Source organism: Candidatus Ozemobacteraceae bacterium (genome assembly GCA_035373905.1).
Lineage (GTDB): Bacteria > Muiribacteriota > Ozemobacteria > Ozemobacterales > Ozemobacteraceae > MWAR01.
In genome coordinates this window covers 12,154-29,830 of the sequence record DAOSOK010000017.1, presented here as the reverse complement: position 1 = coordinate 29,830, position 17,677 = coordinate 12,154, and the positions used below count along the sequence as shown (strand labels likewise).

The window sequence follows — 17,677 nt, the reverse complement described above, 5'->3', positions numbered from 1 at the left end:
GCTTTCACGACAACTGGATCACGGAGAGACGCCGTTGAACCATGATCGTTTTCAGGATTTCATCTGCGACATTTGCTTCATCAGCGTTATCTGCTGATTGGTTCTCACCATGAAAGGCGATTGTCAGACCTTCACCCAGGGGGCAAAGCGCGTCTTCCGGGGAGGCGGCTTGAGAGCGTTTTCCATCGCCTCTCTGATCCGGCCGATCGAGGCTGAGATTTCCTGTCTCCGCTCCTCGTCGGCGGTCTGTTCGAGTGCCGATTCGAGAGCATGGACGGAATCCGCGCCCGGCAATCCCTCGAAAACGCCCAGGGCCTCTCTAAACAGGAATGGATCGGCGAAAAGCTCGATCAGCACCGGAAACAGCCGCGTCTCGTTCAGCGCCCGCACGGCGTGGCATGCCGAAGCCTGCATGTGCGCCTTTCCTTCGAGCCGGAGCATGCGTTCGACGACGCCCATGGCTTCGTCCCGGTCATACTCTCCGATGGCGATGGCGGCGTTCGACCGAACGCGGTTGTCGGCATGGTTGAGCAACTGGGTCAGCATCACGAAGGTCTTCTGGCTCTTGATGGCCTGGATTCCCTCGATCGTGTTGGCGACCACGCGCGAGTCTTCATGCCGCAGATACGGGGCCACCCGGATGAGCATCTCATCGTCGGGGAAACTCTGCCCGAGATGCTTGGTGAGGAACGAGAGGACCGACTCGTCCGGTTTCGACTCGAGAAGCGCCAGCAGGGGTTCCCTGATGCTCTCATCGGGGTTCTCGCAGACGATCTTCAGCTCCTCGACCGTGACCGCGCCCGGCTCCGAAGCGATTTTCGCGAGAATCTCCTCGCGGCTCGGGGGCGGGGGCGGTTCCTCGGGCGGCGGAACGACGGCATTCTGCGATACGGTCGCCGGATCGACGCCTTTGAACGAATACGTCACATCGACCTTGTTCAGGAGCTTCTTGGCCCAGAAAACGACTCCCAAATCCCGGTGGAATTTCAGGTCGTACAGCACCTCAAACAGGATCTTGCTCGAACAGTCGGTCTGGGACTCGAAGAGCTCCTTGAGGAGCGCCGTGATCGACTCGGGCGTTCCCGTTTTGAGATCGAAGGCAATCTTTTTGATATCCATGATCGCGCTACTGTACCCCAGACGTGCGCGGATTTCAAATGTCATTCCATTCCCGCCGGACAGCCGCCGCAAAGGCAGGGATCGAGATTTCGGCAGATCGCGTGAAGCGTTCCGTAAAACTTCGTGACCGGACATATCGACCATGCTATAATCGCTTCAAGAGGAAAAAACCTCAGGGTAATCCAAACGGAATAACGAGAGGCATGTCCGATTCCGCCGTTGGGGGAACGCACCGCATGTTCCGGAATGCTCGGTTCGGTCATACCAGCGTCGGCAAGCTGTTGGCACACCCAATACGGATCTTCACAGAGGAACAACCAAATGAGTCTGATCCAATGCTGTGAATGCGGCAAGGAAATTTCGTCGCATGCAGCGAGATGCGTTCATTGCGGTTTTCCGGCGAATGGAACGAGGCTCGGAATCTGCAGAAAACCGGTGAAACTCTTTCTGAGCGTGCTGCTCCTGTCGACACTCGCCGGGGGCGTGATCTGGAAAGAACCTCTTCTCCGGCATTTCAAGCTCGATCGAGCCAAGGAGAGCGGCGTTACGGCTTCCGGAACGGTCGCTTCAACTGACGCGTCCGCTCCCGCCTCAACGGCGGCCCGCCTTGCGTCCGGCTCGTCGGCGGAAGATGAAATCCGGGCCAACGCCTCGGATGCCGGATCCATCGATCCCCGGCTGGTGTTTGAAAACTCCCCGGAGAACGCAACCGACGACGAAGACCTGGCTCCCGGAACCGGAACGGCGTTCCTTCTTCCTGCCGTAACTCCTTCGACTGCGCTTGCCTCGAGCGCGAGCGCAGCCGTCGATCCCGAAACGATCGTCAGGCGCGTCATCGAGCGGAACAAGGAGATCTATCGGACCTTCCAGGCGCTGGACTACACTCATTACTGGACCGCCGATGATCTGGACAAGGTTGCCCGATGCGATGCGGAGCGCAAGGAACTCTTATACGCCCTTTCCTCGCTTCAGCTGATCGCACAGAACCCGGAATACGCCCTGGTCATCGAGTTTCTCCGCCTGGAAAACGCGGCGGCGATGGCCGTCATGGACTATTACCGGGACCTCATCGTCAACCGCTACGCCCGTCCCGCGAATCCGTTCTTCGTCACCCGGCTTCAGAAAGCGTTTTCCGATGTCCGGAAGCTCGAAGGAAAGCTCGACAAATACGGGTGGAAAAAGGTGTACGCCACGTGGGGCCAGGGGAAAAAGGAGAACCCTGCCCGGTGACCGCTCAATGGCGGCACCGGCGGGGATGAAGGGAGGAAATACATGCTCGTTGACTGCCCCGAATGTTCCGGCAGGATTTCATCCCTTGCCGATATCTGCCCCAATTGCGGCTACCCCGTCGAAACGCTCGGATTGCAGAAACCGCCGGACCAGGCGCCGGAAGAACCCCCGGTCGCCAACGGCTCCGAAGATGACGCGAGGTTTCAGCGAAGTCGGTTTGAAGGAAAATTCAAGAAGGTGACCAAGGAAATCGAGATCCTCCGCGAGCAAACGCGGCTCGTCACAGGGTGTATCTTCACATCGCATTCCTTTTCCCAGGAACAGCTTCTGAAATCCGAACGTTTCGCCAGGATGGACTCGATCGTCAAGAAGATCGACGACGACGCCATGAACTGGTTCTGCGCGAACAACGCTTCCCATGTAGCCGAAGATACATATCGATCGATACGCAGACAGGTGCTGAGCGACATCGCCGAATTGAAGCGCGAAATTTCCGAGCGCCAACCCACCTGGTGGGAAAACACCCTGGCTTCCGTCAAACAATTCCTTCTCCGCTTCGGCATCTGATTTTTCGATTTGCCAGAAACGCTCGTCCCGTGCTATTCTGTGAGCGTTGCCGGAATGGCGGAATTGGCAGACGCACGGGACTCAAAATCCCGCGCCCCCTAAAGGCGTGTCGGTTCGACCCCGACTTCCGGCACCGATGAGGCTCGAGCCTCTCTAGAAAGCCCCGACGGCTTTGAACCGTTGGGGTTTTTGCATTCAGGATGTTATTTCGGAAAGCAGCGTCACGACGACCATGCGTAGCGACGGAATGTCTTCGGAGATAATCTTTTCGATGATCGAAAGATCTACTCCCTCGTAATCGTGAGCGATGATATTTCGAACGACATACGCGCCGTGAACGGGAAGCTGGGCAGACCATAGCTTGTTTTCGACCTTCTGAATCGTCTCTCCAATCTGAAGAAGGCACATGAGAACGGCATCACATGCCATGGAATCGTGAAAGAGCGCCTCCACGGAGGGAAAGCGTGCCTGATATTCTTGCAGGTCGTCTATCTTCGCAAGAACGAAGCGAAGACGAGCGACATCGCTCCTGTCAGACATAGATCAAGTCTCGCTCGATCTCTTCTTTGAGCACCCGGTTCGAGGTGTTGGCAGAGGCGAGATCGACCTGCCGGCCCAATTCCGCCATCAATTCGTGTTTTATCTTGTCAAGCCTGCTCAGTGACGCAAATCCGCCATACTGCTTCAGGAAGAGAGCTTCGACCTGATAGAGCAGGTCGATGTCGCTTTCCGGGGTTTCATCACCACGGGCCACCGACCCGAAGACGCCAAGGATGACGAACCCCTCGGCAAGGTAACGATTTTTCAGTGTTGCCAGCCGGGAGGAAAGTTCGGGGTTTAGCTTCTTCATGCAAGCATTATCTCAGATGCTATCGAGAACGACAAGGCCAGGTTTTTCATAATAGCACATCGTTTACAATCAAATACGTCCGAGCAAAGGCAGGTTCGACCCCGACTTCCGGCCCGAGCGCAGAACCGCCGCTTCCATCTGGAAGCGGCGGTTCTGCGCTCGGGCCGCAGTCGTCAGACGTTCACGTCGGTCGAGCGGCGCTTGTATTCCTGGGTCGGCGGGAAGACCAGGTCGCAGACGTCGAGGGCGATCTGCAGCTCCTCGTTGGTCGGTACGACCATGACGGTCGTCGGCGAGTACGGGTGCGAGATGATGCCCTCGCGGGAGCCCATGGTGCGGTTCAGTTCGTAGTCCATGAAGATGCCGATGTTCTCGAGGCGGTGGCAGATTCGTTCGCGCATCCTCCAGCCGTTCTGGCCGATGCCGCCGGTGAAGACGAACAGGTCGACTTTGACCAGCGTCGCCATGTAGGCGCCGACGTAGTGCCTGACCCGGTGCGCGTAGGCTTCCAGCGCCTGGATGGCGGCCGGGTGACCGGTTTCGGCGGCCTTTTCGAGGTCCCGCAGATCGTTCGAAAGGCCGGATAGGCCGAGCAGGCCGCTCTTCTTGTTCAGCATCGTGTTCATCTGCTTCGCACTGTAGCCGCGATCGTGGAGGTAGAACAGGATGGCTGGATCGATGTCGCCGCTGCGGGTTCCCATGATCAGGCCCTCGAGCGGGGTGAACCCCATCGAGGTGTCGATGGATTTGCCGTTTTCGATCGCGGTGATCGAAGCGCCGTTTCCGAGGTGGGCGGAAATCACGTTCGTGTTCTCGGGCGAGCGCTTCATCAGGCCGATGGCGCGGGCCGACACGTACCGATGGCTGGTGCCGTGGAACCCGTATCGCCGAATGCGATGCTCGTCATACAGCTCCCGCGGAATCGCATACAGGTAGGCGTGCGGCGGCATCGTCTGATGGAACGCCGTGTCGAACACCGCAACCTGCGGCACGTCGGGCAGAAGCTCCTTCGCGGCACGGATACCGGTCAGGTTCGGCGGGTTGTGCAGTGGAGCGAGCTCGGCGCACTTCTCGATCGTCTCGATGACGTCGTCCGTGATGACGACGGACGAGGCGTATTTCTCGCCGCCGTGAACGACCCGGTGACCGATGCCGGCAATTTCCCGGATGTCGTCGAGAATCCCGTGGTGCTCATCCACCAAGTGCTGCGCCACGAGCGCGATGGCGGCCCGGTGGTCGGGAATCGGCTGTTCGTGTTCGAACGTGCCTCCGGGCGTGCTCTGTTCGATCCGGCCGGCTTCTTCGCCGATGCGCTCGACGAGGCCCCGACCGAGGCTTTCCCGGTGAGGCATGCGGAAAACTTCGTATTTGAGTGAACTGCTGCCGCAGTTGAGAACGAGGATCAACTGCGCTTCGAGGTCCGTCTTCGTCATTCCCCTGGCATCTCCCCGCGCGGCCTTCTCTTTCCAATCGCCGCGACTCACCGTCACGATATGCCATGCTCGTCTTCAGGTCAAGAAAAAGCGCGAATCCCCCCGAAGCGGTGCGGCTTCGGAGGGATTCGCAGGCAGAACGGCTTCAGCCGCCCTGCGTTTCGAGGAACTTCGCACGCTCCTCGACCCAGCGGCCGACGAAATGGCCCACATCCTTTTCGAAGCCGTGCATCTTTTTGAAACCGTCGACGACGCCCCGCGCCTGGTCGAGCTCGGCCATCGAGCCGGCTGACTGAATAGCATTATATATACTTTTCTTCACGGCATCGAGCTCGTCGAGCTTCTCACCGATCCGGGCCATGGTCCCCGGGGTGTGGTGCGGCACGCCGGGATGCATGACGACGTCGAGATACGCGGTGATGGCGGCGAAGCTCCACATGTCTTTCTCGAGCTTCTGCGCATCGATGGCCCACGCGCACATGACCGGCGAAAACAGGACGACCGCAAGAAGAACCAGCACAAACCGTTTCATTCGTTTCTCCTCTTTGAATATCAGCGTCTGTCCTCCCCACGCAATACCCTTGCCACCGGGGAACAGGCTTGTACAGCTTTCGTTCACCCGGGAACCCAGCCGTTCGCCGGATTTTCACCAACCCGGGTGCCGGTTTTTCGACCATCCCGGCCCATGCCGTGGTGAAGACGCACCTCTGGACCATCACGAAATCCGATCCGCAGGTGACGCAGATGGAATTCTGAAAACCTTCTGTTCTTCATTCGCCCTTCATCTGCGGATGCGCTCCGAAGCTTTCCAGCCGCAATTCACGGTCTTGTGGGATACCGGGGCGTGGGTTACCCTTGTCGAAGACAACCGAAAGGGGACGAACCATGCCCGTCAGAAAAACAACCGTTTCCGGGGGCCGAAAGAATGCGCGAGGGAGCAAAATCGCATCCGGAAAGGCCGCCGCTGGAAAGCCGCTGACCCCGGAGGACTTGGCGCGGTTCGTCCTGGTCGAAGATTGCCGCATCGCCCCAGAGGGCGACACGATTCTCTTCACGAGACGCCACGTCGACGACGAGAACAAGACCGTCGCGAACCTCTGGACGGTCGCCACAGACGGTCGCTCCGCGCCGCGCCAGTTCACGACCGGCGGCAAGGACGGCCACGGCAGGTTCTCTCCCGACGGCCGCCACATCGCCTTCCTCAGCGGCCGCGACAAGTCCCTCCAGCAGATCTGGATGATCCCGCGACTGGGCGGCGAAGCCCTCCAGCTCACGAACTTCCCCGAAGGCTCGATCGGCGAGTTCCGATGGTCGCCCGACGGACGCAGCATCGCCGTCTCGTTCCGCGAGCAGGACCCCGACTGGACCGAGAAGGCCCGCAAGGACCGGGAAACGAGGGGGCTCAGCACACCGCCCCGCACGCTGGATAATCTCTGGTACCGCCTCGACGGGGACGGGTATTTCAATACTTCACGCTATTTTCTCTTCATCGTCGACGCCGCGAACGGCACGCACCGGAAACTGTTCGACCGGGCGCCGCTCGGCATCGGCAGTTTCGACTGGTCGCCCGACGGCCGCGAGCTGGTCGTCGTCGCCAACCAGGACCCCGACGCGTTCACGAAACCCTGGAAAACCCGACTGGTCATCGTCGACGCGAAGAGCGGCCGCGCCAGGCCCCTTCCCGGCCAGACCGACGGAATGCGCAACGGCGTCGCCTGGTCGCCGGACGGCACCCTGATCGCCTTTTCGGGCACGATGGGCCGGCAGGAAGTCTGGCGCGCGGTGAACCAGCACCTGTTCGTCGTCGATCCCCGCACCGGCGCCCAGCGTTGCGTGACCGAGGGCGCCGACGTGTGTCTCGAGTCGGCGGTCCTGAGCGACACGCGCGAAGCCGATTTCATGCCGGTGTTCCACTGGACGCCCGACTCACGGTCGATCTGGTTCGAGGCCGGCGTCGAGGGAACGCGGCGGCTCGCCCGCGTGCCGATCGGCGGCGGGGAGCTGGAATGGCTCACCGACGGCCCCGACCAGGCTTCGTTCGGCGGCTTTTCGGCCGACGGGACCAAAATCGCCATGCGGCGCGGCAGTCCGCTCGATCTTGATGATATAGCAATAGGAATACACTCCGCCGACGGGGCTCTTTCCGCGCGCCCCCTGACCCGCTTCAACCACGACCTCCTCTCGGGAGCCCTTCTGTCGAAGCCCGAGACGCACTGGGTCGAGTCCGCCGACGGGACCCCCGTCCAGCTCTGGGTCATGAAGCCGGTCGGTTTCGAGAGCGGAAGGAAATACCCGGCTCTGCTCGAGATCCACGGCGGCCCGCACGCCCAGTATGGCGGCCGGTTCTTCCACGAATTCCAGGCGCTCGCAGCCGCCGGCTACGTCGTCGTCTTCAGCAACCCCCGAGGCAGCAAGGGCTACGGCGAGGCGTTCGCCGACCGGATCTGCGGCGACTGGGGAAACGCCGACTGGCAGGATCTGCAGGCCGTCATCGACTGGATGCGCAGGCGCGTCTACGTCGACACGAAGCGCATGGGCGTGCTGGGCGGCAGCTACGGCGGCTACATGACGAACTGGATCATCGGCCACACCGACGCGTTCGCCGCCGCCGTCTCGGACCGCTGCGTCAGCAACCTCGTCAGCATGGCCGGCACCAGCGACTACCCAACCGTTCCCGACTCCTACTGGCCCGGCAACGCCTGGGATCGCCCGGAAGAGCTGTGGAACCAGAGTCCGCTGAAATACGCCGGCGCGATCGAAACCCCGACGCTCTTCATCCACAGCGAGGGAGACCTGCGCTGCAGCATCGAGCAGGCGGAGCAGCTCTTCACCGCCCTCCAGCTGCGCGGCGTCCCGAGCCGCCTGGTGCGCTACCCGTCCTCGACCAGCCACGGCATGAGCCGCACAGGCCCCGCCGATCTCCGCATCCACCGCCTGCGCCAGATCCTCGACTGGTTCGACCGCTGGCTGAAACCGGGAATGGAAAAACCGCCGGCCCCGAAACAGGGAAAAGCCCGACCTTGAAGCGATCGTCACGGGAAACAGCTTATTGAGTCCCGCCGAATCAAATTCGCCCATTCGCCCTGAGCTTGTCGAAGGGCGAGAGCCACTCGTGCTTCGACAGGCTCAGCACGAACGGGAACGCAAAACTGGCTTTCGTCATGCAGAAATCAAGAAGAAGAAGAAGAGATTTCCGTCAGCTCCACGGAAAAACCCCTCCCGGAGACCCGGAAGGGGTTTTTCATCGGTTTCAGAATTCGTATCAGGGCAGCTTCTTCTCGACCAGCTCCATCGTCGTGACGCTCTTCATCGGGACGGTCATGGTGGTGACCATCTTCACGAGACTGCCGGGCACCTCGTCGGAAGCCCAGATCTTCGTCGCCACTTCCGCGCCCTGCTGGTTCACCGTCGACTCGACGACCTTACACGTGAAGCTGCCGGCCGGGACCGTGACCTGCTCCTCGGTGGTCTTCGCGTCGGCCTTGACCATCTCGGCCAGCTTCGGATCAACCCGCGTGTTCTCGATTTTGGCCGGGTAATCCATCTTCGTCGCTGGCATCTCCATCTTGTTGCCGGCGACGACGGTGACGCCGCCCATCTCCACGACGACCTTTTCGGGGGTCACTTCGAGAAGCCTGTAGGTGATCTCGCTCTCGGTCTTCATGTTCGACACTTCCGACACCTGCTTGTATTTCAGCTCGGCCCCGACCTTGAACTTCGACCAGATGCCGTACGCCGGGTTGTCGACCATCTCGGCGGCAAACGCCGTCGCGGCGGCCAGAACAGCCATCAGAACGAATGCAAAACGCTTCATGACACGCTCCTTGTGAACGATGTTTCGCCGGAACTCTTCGACCGCTCCGACATCGCAGGCCCGATTCTATCACGATTTCGTTTTGGAGCCAATCCGCAGATGACACGGATGGCATCTCTGACACCGTCCGTGCTGAGCCTGTCGAAGCACGAACGCTCCGCCCTTCGAGAGGCTCAGGGCGAACGGCTGTATTATATCTGTCTGTATACAACATAGTCGAATCGAGATGTCTGTCGCCTGACATATGAGCCGAGGAGGGGCCATTCTCTCTTTGCCCTGTTTGTGATATGAAGATGATGAAACATGCGAACGGAAGAGGAGACGCCGATGCAGCGAACGAATCCGGGGCCGGGCCGTCGCCGCGGCGTTTCCTGCTTCCAGGCGTTGTTCGGTTTCGTGTTTTGCGCGCTCGGTCTGGCGGCCTGCGGGGTCCTCACCTGGACGTGGATCCAGGAAAACCGCACGCGATTCTGGGAGAAAACGCCCTGCACGATCATCGACGGCCGGATCGAGGAAGCCTCCGACCACCAGGGCGGCTTCTCGTTCCGGCCCCGCATCCGGTATTCCTACGAGTTCGGCGGCAAACCCTACATCTCCGACAGGGTCGCCCCGACGGAGGTGATCGAAGACGACTACGCGGACGCCCAGGAGCTGTTGGACGCCTTTCCCGCAGGAAACGCCGCCTTCTGCCGCGTCGATCCCGGCGATCCCGCGCAGGCGGTGCTCCGGCACGGCTCGCCCTGGACGATCCTGATTGCGCTGTTCCCGCTGATCTTCGTGGCGATCGGGCTCGGCGTCATGCGGGGCGGCCGGACCGACGACGGGAAAGAGACGGCACCAATCTCGTCAACCTCGTCCCGGACGCTCCCGCCGTGGGCCGTTCGGCTGTTGTTCGGGGTGTTCGCCCTGGTCGGCATGGGAATCGGCTGGTCGCTTTTCGTGGTGCCGGCTATAAACATCCATCGAAGCGCCTCCTGGAAGCGCGTTCCCTGCACCGTCTTGCAGAGCCAGGTTCGGACGCATTCGGGTGACGACGGCGACACCTACAGCGTGAACATTCTATATTCTTACGAATGGAACGGCCGCCCATACAAGTCGAACAGATACGACTTCTTTCAGGGATCGAGCGGCGGATACCTGTCGAAGCAGGCCATCGTGAACAAGCATCCCGCGGGGCATCGGACGACCTGTCTGATTAATCCGGATCAGCCGCGCGAAGCCGTGCTGACCCGCGAAGCGTCGGGAAACCTGCTGCCCGGGCTGATTCCCCTCTTGTTTTTCATGGTCGGCTCCGCCGGCCTGCTCCTCTATCGGGGCGAGGCCCCGGCCGCTTCGGCCTGCCTTCCCCGAGGCAGAACCGCAATCCACCCGGCCGGCGGGCCTGTCATACTGCATTCCAAAATCGGCCCGGGGCTTCGCGTCGCCGTCAGCATCGGCATCTGCCTGCTCTGGAACGGCATCCTGACGATTCCCGCCTCCGAGATTCTCCAGAGCTTTCAAAAAGGCCGGCCGGAGTGGTTCATGGCGGTCTTCATGACGCCGTTTTTCCTGGTCGGTCTCGGCATGGCGGGATATGTCATCTACACGGCGCTGGCGTATTTCAACCCGCGCATCGAGATCGCCGTGGGGGCGTCGGCCGTTCCGCTGGGCGGCGAGATCAGGCTGAAATGGCGTCTGCACGGCCGGGCCGGGCGCATTCGAAAGTTTCTTCTCGGCATCGAAGCATCCGAAGCTGCGACCTACCGACGAGGCACCTCCACGGTGACGGACACGGAAGTCTTCTTCCGGCAGATCGTGTTCGAATCGGAGGACCCGCGCGAGTTCTCGTCGGGAAAAGCCGTTTTCGCCATTCCCCGCAACTCGATGCACTCCTTCGACGCCCCGAACAACAAGATCGTCTGGGAACTGGTCGTGACCGGTGAGATCCCCCGCTGGCCAGACCTCGGCGAGCGGTTCGAACTGACGATTCTGCCGCTGCCCGCAGAGCAGGAGAATTCCGGCGATGCCTGAGCCGACCATTCATCTTGAAATACCAGGAACGGGCCTGAAACCAGGCGAACAGCTGCGAGGCCGGGCTGCCTGGAATCTGGCGACCGTTCCCGGGAAGCTCGAAATCCGGCTGTTCTGGTACACCCGGGGCCGCGGCACCCGCGACGTCGGTGTGGTCGAGCGACGGATTGTCGCCCATCCGTCACCCGACGGGGAAGAAGCGTTCGCGTTTCACCTGCCAGACGGACCCTACAGCTTTTCCGGGAAACTGATCTCGGTGACGTGGGCCGTCGAACTGGTGGCGGACGAGGAAACGGTCGGAGAGCGGGCCGAGTTCGTTCTGGCACCCGATCGCCGGGAAATCCTGCTCGGAACAACGTCCTGATGCTCGCCCGCGAGAATCCCTTCCGCTCGGACCGCATCGAATCCCTGCGATATGAAATGCCGGCCGCCGAGTGGGACGACCTGTTTGCGCGGTTTCACGCACACGGCCGGCGCGGAGCGCTCGTCGGGCCCGAAGGGGTCGGCAAGACCACCCTCCTCGAAGACCTCGCCCCGTATCTTTGCCGGATGGGCCTGCGACCGCGATTCATCAGGCTGAACCGCCGCCAGGCCGATTGGAAAACCCTCTTGGATGGCCTGGCCGGCGAAGTGACCGGAACCGACGCTGTCTTGCTCGACGGGGCCGAACAACTGTCGATGCTCCAGTGGCTCTTTTTCCGATGGCGTACCCGCCGAGCCGGGGCCATCGTCGTTACGTCGCATGGAACGGGACTGCTGCCCACGCTGCGCGCGTGTCCGGCGTGCGAGACCTTGTTCGGCGACTTCGTCGCCCGCCTCTCGGGAAACGCCTGCGACGGGATCGATCCGGTGCAGGTGTTCCGGGCTCACGGAGGCAACATGCGTGAAGCATTTCGCACGTTATATATGCATGCGGCCGGGTGCGTCGGCGACGGTCAGGAGTGACGATTCCTCACGCCCGCTTCGATCAGCAGCGGGTCGGGTGAGTCGAGCGAGCCGCCCGCGATGTGCGCGGCCTCGCGGCAGCCGGCGTCGCAGTCAAGCGCCTCGCCGCACCCGCGGCAGGATTCGGGCAAATATCGTTTCGTCTTGAACCGCTGCCAGTAGGGCGTGGCGATGGCGGCGGAAAGGTCGCGCCAGGTGCCGAGATGGACCGGCGAGTGGTTGCACGGCCGCACGCGGCCCGCCGGGTCGATCGCGAAGAAATCCACGCCGCCCGAACAGCGGGTTCCGATCGTGAGCATCCGGTATTCGGCCTCGATGACGCATTTCGGCAGTTCGGTGCCGATCGAGCCGTAGGTGTTCGCCTCACGGCAGGCATGTTCGGCGGTCTGCAGCATCTCCGTCAGCTGGGCCCTGTTCAGGCAGAGATCGTTCCGGCCGGTTCCCCGGCCGCCCGGCAGAAACCGGTTCAGCAGCAGCTGACGGCCGCCGTTCAGAAAGCCCGTCGCGATCGTCTCGAACAGTTCCGGCAGGTTGCGTGTCGTGACGCAGACGCTGACGACGGTCGGAACCCCGGCGGCATCGAACGCCCGCAGGGCCGCGAGCGCCCGTTCCGGGTCGCCGCCGCCGGTATGCTCGGCATAGGTGGAGAGCCCGGGCAGGCTCACCACGACCGCCTTCACCACGTCGCGCACGGCCGCGGCTCGTTCGGGCGTGACCAGCCGGCCGTTCGTGATGAGGGTCACGTAGAAGGGCTTTTCTTCGGTGCCGACGAGCTTTCCTGCCGCATCGAACACCGGATACCGGGCGCGGGCTCCGCGCAGATGGTCGAGAATCTCATCGCAGCCGTCCTTCAGAAACGGCTCCCCGCCGGAAAGCGCGATCCCCGTCACCCCGCGGGCGGCGAGCGCATCGATGCAGGAGATCCAGTCCGCGGCCGTCATCTCGGCTTCGCGGGCGTATTCCCCGGCCGGGTTGTCCCACGGCACGGAGCAAAACACGCACTGGTGATTGCACCGGAAGGTCAGCTCCAGAACGGCTGTTTTGGGCACGGCGAGATTCATCATCCCGATGAGTGTATCATCCATGCTTCCTTTTGGAGTGAGGTTTTCGTAAACTGAAGCCGTACGATGTCCACGAACCAGCCGAACGAACCAAATCAGGAACACGCCCGCCCCACATCGCCGCCGCGCGGGTGGTCATGCTTGTCATGCCTGTTTGCGCTGGTGCTCTCGTGGTTTTTCCTCAAATTCGGCATGCTGTTCGCGGCGGCGCTCGTCTATTTCAAGGGATCCCCCGGATATGCGCTTGCGGCGGCCGGCATCTTTCTTTTCAGCTTTGTCTGGCAGCTCCGGGCGGCCCGCTTCGGCTGCCTCATGCCGATCTTCATCTTCGGCGCGTTCCTGGCGTCTGAATCCGTCGTCGTATGTCTGGCGCTTCATGAAGCCGGCGCCTTCAAGAACGTCGATTTCACCGAGGCGCGCCGGTCTCTCGAAAAGAACGCGCCCGGCCTTCTCGAGTTCGGGCGGCGTCTCTTCAACGCCGGATCGAATCTGGCGAAGGGCAGGATCGGCCTCGGCGACGCCCGCATCGCCGAGCTCGAGGAGGCGTTTCGGCGCAATCCCGGCAGTCCCGACGCGGTGCTGGCGCTTGCCGACGCATACATGGCGAAGAACGACCTGCCCTCGGTCAGGCTGGCCACGGCCCTGTATGAGGCGTTGGTGGAAACCGATCCGTGCGATGCCTTTCTGGCGAGGCTTGCGGACGCGTACGCGCGGATGTTCCGGTTCGACCTCGCGTTCGCCACGGCGGCCCGACGGACATGGCAGCCCGACGGCGGGTTCGGGAAAGCGGCCCGCCAGCTTGCGTGGCTTGCCGCGGCCAGCGGAGATCTTTCGCGCGGGATCTTCGAGCTCGAGCGCATCCTGCGGCAGAACCCCTCTGAGCCGGAAGAAGTGATGCTTCTCCTGGCCGGTCTGTACGATGACGTGGGCAACAGGCAGCAGGCGCGGGTCCTGCTCGACCGGATCATCGCGGAAACGCCCGCCGCGCTGAACGTCGCGAAAACGGCTGCCGCGATGAGACAAAAGATGGGAAACTGAGATGAGAACGCGACTTCCCGGCTTCATCCTCATCCTCCTTCTCGCGTTCGCCGGCCTGTGCTTCCCGGGCGAAGCCCCAGGCCAGAACGTATCCAACGACGACCTGGTCGCATACGCGCGCGCGGCCGCCGCTGGACAAGCGACCGAGCGGCAGAAGGCCGTCCTGTTCGCGAACAACGAGCGGCTCAACAACCTCGCGATGGCCGGAAAGATCTCCGACGCCGAGTATCAGCATAACCAGCGGGCCTTCGTCGAGAAGAACGACGAGTTGATACGCACCGCTTCGACCCGGCACGGCCTCGCCGTCGCTCCGCCGAAGAACGCCGACACGTACAAGGCCGGAACCGACACCGACCGCCAGCTCCAAAACCCGCAGGGAGAGCTCACCGTCGACCACGTGAAGAAGGTCCGCCAGGAATACAACCGGGAAGTCGCCGGGTATCTCTCGGCGCAGGGCGTGCAAACCTCGCCGGGCGAGAACTGGGCGAAAAAGCTCACGACCGATATCATGCCCTCGCCGTACGACATGAAGCCGGCGGATTTCAAAAATGCCAACAGCTATATCAACGCCGAGGGCGGGCTGGCATACACGAGCGCGGAGGCGGCGAAGCTTCAGCTCGCCATCGACGGCGGGCGGCCCGTTTCCCCGACGATGCACGAGGCGGCCGCATACCATGCTGAGATGCAGAAGAAGGCGGCCGTCATGAACGCCGAGATCCGACGGCTCAACGCCGAACGGGCGAAGCGCACCGATCCCGCCGAGATTGATAATATAGATATTGAAATACGCAAACACACCGCCTTCATGAGCAAATATCTCGGCCGCGACGAGAAGGCCGCCGAGCTCGTCGGCGGCGCGGGAAACGAGGCCGGACCCTCGGAAGACGTCTATTCGCGCGGTTCGGCCGAGAGAATCCGGCAGGCGCAGAAACGCGACGCGTCGAGGGCGACGCAGAACGCCGAAGCGTCGGTCGGCGCCGTCAGCGAGCACCTGGCCCGCAACGCGACCCGGAAATTCAACGACGCGATCGCGGGCGCCGCCGTGGCCGGCGGCGACACCGCGGCGGCGAAGGCCATTATCGCTGAAAATATAAAAAACCTCCCCCCGACCCTGAAAGCCCAGGCCGTGGCGGACCTCGAAATCAAGTACGGCGGCGACTTCGCCCGGGGAGTGAACGCCGAACTGAAGAAACCGTCCGCCCCGCCGCCGGCAGGGAACGGCAGAGCGACGGTCGCCAGCCGCCTCGGCCTCGTCAGCACCATCCTGAACGTCGGTACTCAGTATTCCCAGGGCAAGTCCACGACCGAGATCCTCTGGAACATGTCGCTCGGCGGCACCCTCGAAACGGTCAGCGCCGAGACGGCCGACTACACCAAAAAAGAGGTCGAGCGGCTCAAACTCAAGTATCTCGCCCTCGGCGAAGACCCGGAATCCACGGCCGTCAAGCTGAAGATCATGGCCGAAGCCACCGTCAAGGGAACCTTCCACGGCACCGCGATCGGCAGCTACGAACTGCTGAAATCCGCGACCCACACCGCGGCAGGGGCGGCCGCGGCCGCGGCGGATGCCGCGATCTTCCTCGTCGGCGAGACGCTCGACACGCGCAATGTGCTCGAGACGACGTTCGCCGAGATCCAGGCGCAGAACATGGAGCAGAGCGTGCAGAACGCGAAGGCCGTCAAGTTCGGAAAGGATGGAATCACCGAGCTGAAGCGGCTGGCGAACGATGCGGCGTATCTCAAAACCGTGCTCGAACAGAACGCAAGATCGGCGCGCCAGTTCTGCCGCGCCGCCGACGTCGCCCTCGAACGGCTCCAGGAGGAGCAGCGCGAGATCGACGGCGCGAAGGGGTCGGATGCCCTGAAAACCCTTCCCGCGACGGAAGTGCGACTCGCGAAAAACCTGATGGCGACCACGGCCGCGCTGGAGCTGATGAGCCGCCAGGCCGAGGCCGCGAAACGGGCCCTCGCCCTCGGCGGCGACCCGAAAGAGGCCTTGGCGACGACCCAGGCGCTCGCATCGAGCCTCGAGCAACACGCGGCGGCGATCGAGGCGTGCAGGGCGGAGATGTTCGAGATCGGCCGTCTTTCCGCTTCAAACAGCATGACTGACATCGTATCCGGGTTTGAGGCCGGAAAGGCGGCGCTGTCCGACACGGCCCGACAGGCGGCCGCCAACGCCGAGATCATGAGGAAGAACGAGGCCCGCTTCAAAAAAACGATCGCGGATTTCGACAGCCTGAAGGCCCGCATCGAGAAAGCCGGAGAGTTTTTCTCGGGAAAACGCGAAAGCGACGAGGCGGACTGGGTCGTGATCAGGTCACGCCTGAACGGCATCGCGCGGCCCGACGCCGCCATGCCCGAAGACTTCTTCGGCGAGGTCGGCACGCTCGAACGCCTTCCCGAAAAGATCACCTCGAGCATCGCCCGCCTCCGTCCGTCGCCGGGCTCGTCGCAGGCGAGCGCCCCGGAGATCGGCCCCCTCGCCGACGCGGTTCTTGAGCGACTGACGCCCCGCTACAACGCCGCAGCCCGCTCCCTCGCCGGGTTGAAGGCGGCCCTCGATGCCCTCCGCGCCGCCGCCGGCAAAAAACCGGCCCAGGGGCCGACGTGGAGCGAGATACAGGCGGCGAAGGATCAAAAGAAGCCCGTCCAACCGTCGAAGCCCGCGGAACAACCGCGCGTGAAACAGCCGCCGAAAAGCGACGGGCGCCTTCCCTGCGGCCACATGCCCGGCGAATGCCCCAAAGACGGCATCAAGTCGATCAAGTGCCGGCTCCACTCGGGTTCGATCAGCAACCGCTGATCCGCTAATCCGTAATCCGGGGACGTGATATCGAACACCGCAAAGGCGTTTTCCTGATACATGAATCGTCTCGGGGGGCGGATCTCATCCCCTTTCTCGAGAAGGTTTCGGCCCCGGCCGGCCCGGACGGAGAGACTTGCCAACCAGACGTTCGACCTCTGACAGGAAGCTCTCATTTCCCAATGGGCGCCCCGTCCTCGAATGGAGACGGATACGAGAGAAAAAATCCTGGGACGGCTCATGCCGAAGGAACTCTCGCCAATCGACAGCAACGAATTCCAACATCGGAGAAACCTTCACCACATGGTTGTCTATTCCCTGAAGATGCGCCGCCGCGCTGCTCCAGGGGTAGGAAAAAGGGTCTTGCACAAGACCGGCTGTTACCGGATTGAGCTCCACGTACCGGACCGCAGCATGGAGATGAGCCTGATCGAGCAGGCAGGAATGAAATCGATCCTGCCACAGAAAGCCTTTCCAGCCTTCCCGGAAATTCACCATTCGGGAGTATCGCCGGTGCGTTTCGCCGATTCCCCGTGCCAGCGCGTTTTTCTGGGAAGGAACTGCGATCAGATGAACGTGATTGGGCATAAGGCAGTATGCCCATATTTCCACTCCGGTTTTCTGGCACCATTCGGAGAGAATGGAAAGATACGTTCGATAGTCATCTGAAGAGAAAAACGTGGGCATCCGCCGATTTCCCCGCTGAGTGACATGGTGCGGTAAACCCACCCCGACAACACGCGACATTCTTGCCATCTTTTCCAACTCCTTGTGTGGTCTACCAATAACTCACCCGAACATACC

Annotated in this window: 17 protein-coding genes and 1 tRNA gene; 10 read left to right on the top strand and 8 right to left on the bottom strand. The window is 62.1% G+C overall.

Translation table 11 applies throughout. The features are described from left to right. Positions 1-123: 123 nt before the first annotated feature. On the bottom strand, positions 124-1,119 hold the full coding sequence (locus PLU72_10010; protein ID HOT28514.1) for a HEAT repeat domain-containing protein: 996 nt from the start codon (positions 1,117-1,119) through the stop codon (positions 124-126). Positions 1,120-1,554: 435 nt separating this feature from the next. Between PLU72_10010 and PLU72_10005 the strand changes: the two genes are divergently transcribed. The 3 genes from PLU72_10005 (at position 1,555) to PLU72_09995 (ending at position 3,049) form a co-directional block, all read left to right on the top strand. Then, a complete protein-coding gene (locus PLU72_10005) occupies positions 1,555-2,349 on the top strand; it encodes a hypothetical protein (GenBank protein ID HOT28513.1) in 795 nt (264 codons plus the stop codon). Between the two features lie 42 nt (positions 2,350-2,391). Then, a complete protein-coding gene (locus tag PLU72_10000) occupies positions 2,392-2,916 on the top strand; it encodes a hypothetical protein (protein ID HOT28512.1) in 525 nt (174 codons plus the stop codon). A 48-nt stretch (positions 2,917-2,964) separates the two neighbouring features. Further along, positions 2,965-3,049 (top strand) — tRNA-Leu (locus tag PLU72_09995). A gap of 62 nt (positions 3,050-3,111) precedes the next feature. Here PLU72_09995 and PLU72_09990 read toward each other — a convergent pair. The 4 genes from PLU72_09990 to PLU72_09975 form a co-directional block, all read right to left on the bottom strand. Beyond that, positions 3,112-3,456, bottom strand: coding sequence for a DUF86 domain-containing protein (locus PLU72_09990; protein ID HOT28511.1), 345 nt, complete (start codon positions 3,454-3,456; stop codon positions 3,112-3,114). Continuing rightward, on the bottom strand, positions 3,449-3,766 hold the full coding sequence (locus PLU72_09985; GenBank protein ID HOT28510.1) for a nucleotidyltransferase domain-containing protein: 318 nt from the start codon (positions 3,764-3,766) through the stop codon (positions 3,449-3,451). The genes PLU72_09990 and PLU72_09985 overlap by 8 nt, the downstream gene beginning before the upstream one ends. A 173-nt stretch (positions 3,767-3,939) precedes the next feature. After that, a complete protein-coding gene (locus tag PLU72_09980) occupies positions 3,940-5,199 on the bottom strand; it encodes an acetate kinase (protein ID HOT28509.1) in 1,260 nt (419 codons plus the stop codon). A 145-nt stretch (positions 5,200-5,344) separates the two neighbouring features. Then, positions 5,345-5,731 (bottom strand): hypothetical protein, encoded by a 387-nt coding sequence (locus PLU72_09975; GenBank protein ID HOT28508.1) that lies wholly within the window; start codon positions 5,729-5,731, stop codon positions 5,345-5,347. Between the two features lie 68 nt (positions 5,732-5,799). Here PLU72_09975 and PLU72_09970 point away from each other — a divergent pair, with 68 nt between their 5' ends. Next, positions 5,800-5,955, top strand: coding sequence for a hypothetical protein (locus PLU72_09970; GenBank protein HOT28507.1), 156 nt, complete (start codon positions 5,800-5,802; stop codon positions 5,953-5,955). 129 nt (positions 5,956-6,084) lie between these two features. Then, a complete protein-coding gene (locus PLU72_09965; GenBank protein ID HOT28506.1) occupies positions 6,085-8,223 on the top strand; it encodes a S9 family peptidase in 2,139 nt (712 codons plus the stop codon). Between the two features lie 238 nt (positions 8,224-8,461). On the opposite strand, the gene PLU72_09960 is transcribed toward PLU72_09965, so the two are convergent. Then, positions 8,462-9,013: a hypothetical protein gene (locus PLU72_09960; protein HOT28505.1), complete on the bottom strand. Its 552-nt coding sequence runs from the start codon at positions 9,011-9,013 to the stop codon at positions 8,462-8,464. Between the two features lie 327 nt (positions 9,014-9,340). On the opposite strand from PLU72_09960, the gene PLU72_09955 reads away from it, so the two are divergent. From PLU72_09955 to PLU72_09945, 3 genes are read left to right on the top strand one after another with little or no spacing between them, the layout of a single operon-like run. Beyond that, complete coding sequence (locus PLU72_09955) at positions 9,341-11,023, top strand: DUF3592 domain-containing protein (protein HOT28504.1); 1,683 nt, start codon at positions 9,341-9,343, stop codon at positions 11,021-11,023. Further along, a complete protein-coding gene (locus PLU72_09950; GenBank protein ID HOT28503.1) occupies positions 11,016-11,387 on the top strand; it encodes a hypothetical protein in 372 nt (123 codons plus the stop codon). The genes PLU72_09955 and PLU72_09950 overlap by 8 nt, the downstream gene beginning before the upstream one ends. Next, the gene (locus PLU72_09945) at positions 11,387-11,968 is read left to right on the top strand and encodes a hypothetical protein (GenBank protein HOT28502.1); all 582 of its coding nucleotides are present in this window, start codon (positions 11,387-11,389) and stop codon (positions 11,966-11,968) included. The genes PLU72_09950 and PLU72_09945 overlap by 1 nt, the downstream gene beginning before the upstream one ends. Here PLU72_09945 and PLU72_09940 read toward each other — a convergent pair. After that, positions 11,959-13,053: a radical SAM protein gene (locus PLU72_09940; protein HOT28501.1), complete on the bottom strand. Its 1,095-nt coding sequence runs from the start codon at positions 13,051-13,053 to the stop codon at positions 11,959-11,961. The genes PLU72_09945 and PLU72_09940 overlap by 10 nt on opposite strands. Positions 13,054-13,170: 117 nt before the next feature. On the opposite strand from PLU72_09940, the gene PLU72_09935 reads away from it, so the two are divergent. Further along, positions 13,171-14,067: a hypothetical protein gene (locus tag PLU72_09935; GenBank protein ID HOT28500.1), complete on the top strand. Its 897-nt coding sequence runs from the start codon at positions 13,171-13,173 to the stop codon at positions 14,065-14,067. Between the two features lies 1 nt (position 14,068). Continuing rightward, positions 14,069-16,873, top strand: a complete 2,805-nt coding sequence (locus PLU72_09930; GenBank protein ID HOT28499.1) for a hypothetical protein — start codon at positions 14,069-14,071, stop codon at positions 16,871-16,873. Between the two features lie 84 nt (positions 16,874-16,957). Here the strand turns inward: PLU72_09930 and PLU72_09925 are convergent, their stop codons facing one another. Then, the gene (locus PLU72_09925) at positions 16,958-17,629 is read right to left on the bottom strand and encodes a transposase (GenBank protein ID HOT28498.1); all 672 of its coding nucleotides are present in this window, start codon (positions 17,627-17,629) and stop codon (positions 16,958-16,960) included. Positions 17,630-17,677 lie beyond the last annotated feature (48 nt).

Bases quoted from the DNA above. Each gene is read 5' to 3' on its own strand.
- PLU72_10000 (HOT28512.1), top strand. From the start codon at position 2,392: ATGCTCGTTGACTGCCCCGAATGTTCCGGCAGGATTTCATCCCTTGCC.
- PLU72_09940 (HOT28501.1), bottom strand. From the start codon at position 13,053: ATGGATGATACACTCATCGGGATGATGAATCTCGCCGTGCCCAAAACA.
- PLU72_09945 (HOT28502.1), top strand. From the start codon at position 11,387: ATGCTCGCCCGCGAGAATCCCTTCCGCTCGGACCGCATCGAATCCCTG.
- PLU72_09955 (HOT28504.1), top strand. From the start codon at position 9,341: ATGCAGCGAACGAATCCGGGGCCGGGCCGTCGCCGCGGCGTTTCCTGC.
- PLU72_09975 (HOT28508.1), bottom strand. From the start codon at position 5,731: ATGAAACGGTTTGTGCTGGTTCTTCTTGCGGTCGTCCTGTTTTCGCCG.
- PLU72_09965 (HOT28506.1), top strand. From the start codon at position 6,085: ATGCCCGTCAGAAAAACAACCGTTTCCGGGGGCCGAAAGAATGCGCGA.
- PLU72_09985 (HOT28510.1), bottom strand. From the start codon at position 3,766: ATGAAGAAGCTAAACCCCGAACTTTCCTCCCGGCTGGCAACACTGAAA.
- PLU72_09960 (HOT28505.1), bottom strand. From the start codon at position 9,013: ATGAAGCGTTTTGCATTCGTTCTGATGGCTGTTCTGGCCGCCGCGACG.
- PLU72_09950 (HOT28503.1), top strand. From the start codon at position 11,016: ATGCCTGAGCCGACCATTCATCTTGAAATACCAGGAACGGGCCTGAAA.
- PLU72_09925 (HOT28498.1), bottom strand. From the start codon at position 17,629: ATGGCAAGAATGTCGCGTGTTGTCGGGGTGGGTTTACCGCACCATGTC.
- PLU72_09930 (HOT28499.1), top strand. From the start codon at position 14,069: ATGAGAACGCGACTTCCCGGCTTCATCCTCATCCTCCTTCTCGCGTTC.
- PLU72_09990 (HOT28511.1), bottom strand. From the start codon at position 3,456: ATGTCTGACAGGAGCGATGTCGCTCGTCTTCGCTTCGTTCTTGCGAAG.
- PLU72_09980 (HOT28509.1), bottom strand. From the start codon at position 5,199: ATGACGAAGACGGACCTCGAAGCGCAGTTGATCCTCGTTCTCAACTGC.
- PLU72_10010 (HOT28514.1), bottom strand. From the start codon at position 1,119: ATGGATATCAAAAAGATTGCCTTCGATCTCAAAACGGGAACGCCCGAG.